The sequence below is a fragment of the Streptomyces sp. KLMMK genome (genome assembly GCF_036961605.1).
Classification (GTDB): Bacteria; Actinomycetota; Actinomycetes; order Streptomycetales; family Streptomycetaceae; genus Streptomyces; species Streptomyces telluris.
Genome location: NZ_JBAMDC010000358.1, coordinates 1 through 6,554, shown reverse-complemented (window position 1 = coordinate 6,554; position 6,554 = coordinate 1). Strand labels below are relative to the sequence as shown.

At 72.1% G+C, this 6,554-nt stretch carries 6 protein-coding genes; all 6 read left to right on the top strand.

Annotated features, from left to right (window positions below; all coding sequences use genetic code 11):
- The coding region (locus V7793_RS30865; protein ID WP_336012771.1) for a DUF3152 domain-containing protein at window positions 1-746 on the top strand (746 nt) is incomplete at its 5' end.
- 85 nt (window positions 747-831) lie between these two features.
- Complete coding sequence (locus V7793_RS30860; RefSeq protein WP_311766081.1) at window positions 832-924, top strand: Ms4533A family Cys-rich leader peptide; 93 nt, start codon at window positions 832-834, stop codon at window positions 922-924.
- A 194-nt stretch (window positions 925-1,118) separates the two neighbouring features.
- Window positions 1,119-2,840, top strand: coding sequence for an ABC transporter substrate-binding protein (locus V7793_RS30855; RefSeq protein ID WP_336012766.1), 1,722 nt, complete (start codon window positions 1,119-1,121; stop codon window positions 2,838-2,840).
- The gene (locus V7793_RS30850) at window positions 2,837-3,868 is read left to right on the top strand and encodes an ABC transporter permease (RefSeq protein ID WP_336012763.1); all 1,032 of its coding nucleotides are present in this window, start codon (window positions 2,837-2,839) and stop codon (window positions 3,866-3,868) included. Before V7793_RS30855 ends, V7793_RS30850 begins: the two co-directional genes overlap by 4 nt.
- Window positions 3,865-4,854 carry an ABC transporter permease gene (locus tag V7793_RS30845; RefSeq protein ID WP_336012760.1) on the top strand — a complete coding sequence of 330 codons (990 nt, stop codon included), beginning with the start codon at window positions 3,865-3,867 and terminating at the stop codon, window positions 4,852-4,854. Before V7793_RS30850 ends, V7793_RS30845 begins: the two co-directional genes overlap by 4 nt.
- Entirely contained in the window at window positions 4,851-6,539 is a 1,689-nt protein-coding gene (locus V7793_RS30840) for an ABC transporter ATP-binding protein (RefSeq protein ID WP_336012757.1), read from the top strand. The genes V7793_RS30845 and V7793_RS30840 overlap by 4 nt, the downstream gene beginning before the upstream one ends.
- The last annotated feature ends 15 nt before the right edge of the window (window positions 6,540-6,554 follow it).

Sequence of the window (6,554 nt, the reverse complement as noted above, 5' to 3'; positions counted from 1 at the left end):
CGGCCGTGCTCGCCGTCGTCGTCGCCGGACAGGTCGAGGACGGCACGGAAACCCAGGCGCAGGCCCGCCCGGCGGACGTCGAACGGCAGAGCCCGGACGCCGCCTCCCGTTCCGACAGCCGCCCGACGCCCAACGGCGGCGTCGCCGCGCCGGTCACGTACGAGCAGAAGATGGACCGCAAGTACCCCCTGGACGCCAAGGCCAAGGGCAGCGGATCCTTCGACACCGTCGGCGGCCACGACCCCGCTCCCGGCCGGGGCGACGTGGTGCGCTACCGCGTCGACGTGGAGAAGGGCCTGCCGCTCGACGGCGAGCTCTTCGCCACCGCCGTGCACCGCACGCTCAACGACGAGCGCAGCTGGGGCCACGGCGGCAGCCGCACCTTCGAGCGGGTCTCCTCCGGCGACGCCGACTTCGTCATCACCCTGGCCAGCCCGGGCACCACGGCCGTCTGGTGCGCCAAGTCGGGGCTCGACACCACGCAGGACAACGTCTCCTGCGACTCCGCCGCCACCGACCGCGTCATGATCAACGCCTACCGGTGGGCGCAGGGCGCGGCGACGTACGGCGACAAGATGCACGCCTACCGGCAGATGCTCATCAACCACGAGGTCGGCCACCGCCTCGGGCGCGACCACGAGTCGTGCTCCAAGGAGGGCGCGCTCGCCCCGGTGATGATGCAGCAGACCAAGTTCCTGACGTCGGACGGCATCACCTGCAAGCCGAATCCCTGGCCCCATCCGTGATCCAATGTCTCATTTTCCGGGATGATTCATCTCTGGATCTGAGACACCTTGGACAGGGGGCGAAAATTCGTTCAGTGTTCTGCGCATGTCGCACCACCACGCCCCCGAGACCGCCGGCTTCGAGCTGGCGCTGATCGGCGTGGCCGCGCACAGCGTCGCCGACATTCACTGTCGCTGAGACCGCACTCTTCCCCCGAGCACTTTCCGCGTCTGCGCTTCCGCGTCTGCACTTCCGTGTTGCCGCACGCAGCGTCGCGTCCGCCGGGGGGCGGTCCGGCGCCTTCGCGCTCCCTTCCACCGCCTTCCGTGGGTGCTTCCGGCTCAGCAGCTCACCCCTCGCTCTTCCCGCTTCCGCGAAAGGCCCTCTTCGTCATGCGTCAACTTCCCGCGATATCCCGCCGTGTGGCGGCCGCCGCCGTCAGTGTGGTCCTGATCGGGGGCGCGGCAGCGTGCGGCCCGGAGGAGAGCGGCGGCGCCAAGGGCGGCGGCACCGACGGGGCGCCCGGGAAGGGCGGCACGCTCACGGTGCTCAACAGGGCGCCGCAGAAGCAGTTCGACCCGGCCCGCCTGTACACCTCCGGCGGCGGCAACATCCCCTCGCTCGTCTACCGCACCCTGACCACCCGCAACCGTGAGAACGGAGCCGAAGGCACCAAGGTCGTCCCCGACCTCGCCACGGACACCGGCACCCCCAGCGACGACGCCAAGACCTGGACGTACAAGCTGAAGGACGGCCTCAAGTACGAGGACGGCTCGCCCATCACCTCCGCGGACATCAAGTACGGCGTCGAGCGCTCCTTCGCCGCCGAACTCTCCGGCGGCGCCCCGTACTTGCGCGACTGGCTCATCGGCGGGGACACCTACCAGGGTCCCTACAAGGAGAAGAAGGGCCTCGACTCCATCGAGACGCCCGACGCGAAGACCATCGTCTTCAAACTGAGGAAGTCCGAGGGCGACTTCCCCTACTTCGCCACCTCCACCCAGTTCGCCCCCGTGCCCAAGGCCAAGGACACCGGCGCCAAGTACGCCGAGCACCCGGTCTCCTCGGGCCCGTACAAGGTCGTCAAGAACGTGGGCGACGGCGAGCAGATGACCCTGGAGCGCAACACGCACTGGTCGGAGGAGACCGACAAGGAGCGGCACGCCTACCCCGACCGGATCGAGGTCAAGTCCGGTCTGTCCCCGGCCGTCATCAACCAGCGGCTGTCGACCGGCTCGGGTGCCGACGCCGCCGCGGTGACCACCGACACCAACCTGGGCCCGGCCGAGCTCGCCCAGGTCACCGGCGACAAGAAGCTCGCCGGCCGGGTCGGCACCGGCCACTTCGGCTACACCAACTACCTGGCGTTCAACCCGACGGCCAAGCCCTTCGACGACCCCAAGGTCCGCCAGGCCGTCGCCTACGCGATCAACCGCACCAGCGTCGTCAACGCCGCCGGCGGCTCCTCGCTCGCCGAGCCCGCGACGACGTTCCTGCCCGAGCAGAAGTCCTTCGGCCACACCGCCCACGACCACTTCCCGGCAGGCGCCAAGGGGAACGCGGCCAAGGCCAAGGAGCTGCTGAAGGAGGCCGGTCACGAGAACGGCCTGGAGATCACGCTCACCCACTCCACCGCGCAGAACTCCGAGACCAGCCCCGAGATCGCGACCGCGATCCAGGCGGCCCTGAAGGAGGCCGGCATCACGGTCAAGCTGGAGGGCCTGGAGGACAACGACTACGAGGAGAAGGTCCACAGCGTCGACAAGCAGCCGGCGCTCTTCCTCGCCCACTGGGGTGCCGACTGGCCCTCCGGCGGCCCCTTCCTCGCCCCGGTCTTCGACGGTCGTCAGATCGTCAAGGACGGCTACAACTTCAACGCCTCCCGCCTCGACGACTCCAAGGTCAACGAGGAGATCGACGAGATCAACAAGATCACGGACCACGACGCCGCCGCCCGGCGCTGGGGCGCCCTCGACAAGAAGATCGGTGAGCAGGCCCTGACCGTGCCGCTCTTCCACCCGGTCTACAAGCGCCTCTACGGCAAGGACGTCAAGAACGTCGTCATCAGCGACTGGACCGGTGTCCTCGACGTCTCGCAGGTCGCGGTCAAGTGACCACCGATCCGCTCACCACGAAGGAACCGAAGGAGCCGGAGGCGGGAGCCGAACCGGAGGCGGGAGCCGCTCCCGCCTCCGGCGCCCGGCAGGTCCTGCGGCGGCTGGCGGCGCGCAAGTCCGCGCTGGCGGCCGCCGCCGTGCTGGGCCTGCTCGTCCTCCTCGCCGTCGCCGCGCCCCTGCTGGCCGCGCTGGAGGGCCAGGACCCGAACACGTACCACGACACCCTGGTCGACTCCGCGCGCGGCGGCGTGCCGTTCGGCGACTTCGGCGGCATCAGCGCCGAGCACTGGCTGGGCGTCGAACCGGGCACCGGCCGCGACCTGTTCGTCCGCCTCATCTACGGCGCCCGCGTCTCCCTGCTGGTCGCCCTCGGCGCCACCCTCGTCCAGGTGCTGATCGGCGTCGGCGTGGGCATGGCCGCGGCCCTGGGCAACCGCTTCGTCGACAGCGCGCTCAGCCACCTCACCGACGTCATGGTCGCCATGCCGATGCTGGTCTTCGCCATCGCCCTGATGGCCGTCGTCCCCCCGGGCTTCCCGCGCCCCGTGCTGCTCGTCATCGCCATCGGGCTGCTGGCGTGGGGCGGGATGGCCCGCCTCGTGCGCGCGCAGACCCTGGGCCTGATGAAGCTCGACTTCGTCTCGGCCGCCCGGCTGACCGGGGGCTCCACCTGGCGGGTCGCCCGGCGCGAGCTGCTGCCCTCGCTCGCCGCCCCCGTGATCACCTACGCGGCCGTCCTGCTGCCGACCAACATCGTGCTGGAAGCGAGCATGTCCTTCCTCGGAGTCGGCGTGAAGCCCCCGACCCCCTCCTGGGGCCACATGCTGTCGTCGGCCACCACCTGGTTCCGCGCCGACCCCATGTACGTGGTGCTGCCGGCGCTCATGCTCTTCGTCACCACGCTCGCCTTCACCGTCCTCGGCGACGGGGTGCGCACGGCGCTCGACCCGCGCGAGGCTTCACGGCTCCGCGTCGGCCGGAACCGGCGCAAGGCGCGCACGAGCAGCGCGGGAGGTGCGGCGTGACCGGATACGTCCTGCGGCGCGCCGCCGGCGCGCTCGCCGTCCTCCTCGTGCTCTCCGCCGTCGTCTACGCGACCTTCTACATCGCTCCCGGCGACCCCGCCCGCCTGGCCTGCGGCCCGCGCTGCAACCCCGAGCAGATCGCCCAGGTCCGCGAGCAGCTCTCCCTCGGCGACCCCGTGTACGTCCAGTACTGGCACTTCCTGCAGGGCATCGTCGCCGGGCACGACTACTCCACCGGCGCCGCGGTGCTGCACTGCGACGCCCCCTGCTTCGGTTTGTCGTACCAGAGCAACCAGCAGGTCACCGACATGCTGATCGAGCGGCTGCCCGCCACCGCCTCGCTCGCGGTCGGCGCCATGGCCGTCTGGCTGCTGCTGGGCACCGGCACCGGCCTGCTGTCGGCACTGCGCCGCGGCGGGATCACCGAGCGGGTGCTGACCTGGCTCACCCTCGCCGGAACGGCCACGCCGGTCTTCATCAGCGGCCTCGGCCTGCTGATGCTCTTCTGCGCCTACCTGGCCTGGCTGCCCTTCCCGTCCTATGTGCCCCTCACCGACGACCCGGAGCAGTGGGCCTGGAACATGCTGCTGCCGTGGGCCGCGCTCGGGCTCCTGGAGTCCGCGAAGTACGCCCGGCTCACCCGCAGTTCCGTGCTGGAGACCCTGGCCGAGGACCACATCCGCACCTTCCGCGCCTACGGGGTCGCCGAGCGCTCCCTCGTCACGCGCCACGCCTTGCGCGGTGCCGTCGCGCCTGTCATCGCGCTGTCGGCGGCCGACTTCGGGTCCATGTTCGGCAACGCGGTACTCACCGAGATGATGTTCGGCCTGCCCGGCATCGGGCAGCTGCTGGTGCACGCGACCACGAGCCTCGACCTGCCCGTGGTCGTCGCCGTCGTGATGGTCACCGGCACCGCCGTCGTCATCGCCAACATCGTGGCGGACGTGCTCTACGCCGTCGCGGACCGAAGGGTGGCCCTGCGATGACGTCCGAAACCCGCACGACCGGCTCGCCGGTGCCCGGAGCAGCGGCCGCGGACGGCCCCCTGGTGACCGTCTCCGGCCTCTCCGTCACCTTTCCGGCGGGGCCCGGCGGCCGGGCCGGAGGCGGCCTCGTACGGGCCGTCGACGACCTGTCGTTCACCCTCCCGCAGGGCGGGTCCCTCGGCATCGTCGGCGAGTCCGGATCGGGCAAGTCCACGGCCGCCTATGCGCTGCTGGGGCTGCACCGGGACACCGGCGCCGAGGTCACCGGCGCGGTGACCGTCGCCGGTCACGACGTCCAGGCCGCCGGCGACGCCGCCCTGCGACGGCTCCGCGGCGGCGTCGCCGCCATGGTCTTCCAGGACCCGCTCTCCTCCCTCGACCCCTACCAGGCCATCGGCGACCAGATCGCCGAGGTCTACCGCGTCCACCGCCGCGACGCCTCGCGCCGCGCGGCACGCGCGCGTGCCGCCGAGGTGCTGGACCGCGTGGGCATCCCGGACGCGGCCCGCCGCGCCCGCTCCCGCCCGCACGAGTTCAGCGGCGGCATGCGCCAGCGCGCCCTGATCGCGATGGCCCTCGCCTGCGAACCGCGCCTGCTGGTCGCCGACGAGCCCACCACCGCCCTCGACGTCACCGTCCAGGCCCAGATCCTCGGCCTCCTGCGCGACCTGCGCGCCGAGACCGGCATGGGCCTCGTCCTGGTCACCCACGACCTGGGCGTGGCGGCCGGCAGCGTCGACGAGCTGCTCGTGATGAAGGACGGCCGCGCCGTCGAGCGAGGCCCCGTCCGCACGCTGCTCGACGCACCGGGCGAGACGTACACCCGCGACCTCCTCGCGGCCGTGCCGCGGGTGAACGTCCGCCGCCCGGGCGCGGGCGCGCGGGCCGCGGGCGCGGACGAGGCGCCGCTGCTCGAAGCCACCGGCCTCACCCGGCGGTTCGGCCGCGGCAAGGACGCCGTCACCGCCGTCGACGACGTCTCGCTGACCGTACGGCCCGGCGAGACCGTCGGCGTCGTGGGGGAGTCCGGCAGCGGCAAGACGACCCTCGGCCGCATGCTCGTCCGGCTCCTCGCCCCCACCGGCGGCGAACTGCGCTACCAGGGGCGCGACATCGGCGGCCTGAAGGAGCGCGAACTGCGCGCCTTCCGCAGCGAGCTGCAGATGGTCTTCCAGGACCCCGTCTCCTCGCTCAACCCCCGGCGCAGCATCGGCGAGTCGATCGCCGACCCGCTGCGCGCCGCCGGGAAGCTCGACGACACCGCGATCGTCGCGCGCGTGCGGGAGCTGCTGGAGCGCGTGGGGCTCGACCCCGGCGCCTACCACCGCTACCCGCACGAGTTCAGCGGCGGCCAGCGGCAGCGCGTCGGCATCGCGCGGGCCCTCGCGCCCGAGCCGAAGCTGATCGTCTGCGACGAGCCCGTCTCCGCGCTCGACGTCACCACCCAGGCGCAGGTCGTGCGGCTGCTCGGCGAGTTGCAGCGCGACCTCGGCCTCGCGCTCGTCTTCATCGCCCACGACCTCGCGGTCGTCCGGCAGGTCAGCGACCGGCTCGTCGTGATGCGCGGCGGCCGGATCGTCGAGGAGGGCGCGGCCGACACCGTCTACGAGCAGCCCCGGCACGCCTACACCAAGGGCCTGCTCGCGGCGGTCCCGCGGCTCGAAGGGGCCGAAGCCGCCGCATAGCGCGAGGCAACGCCT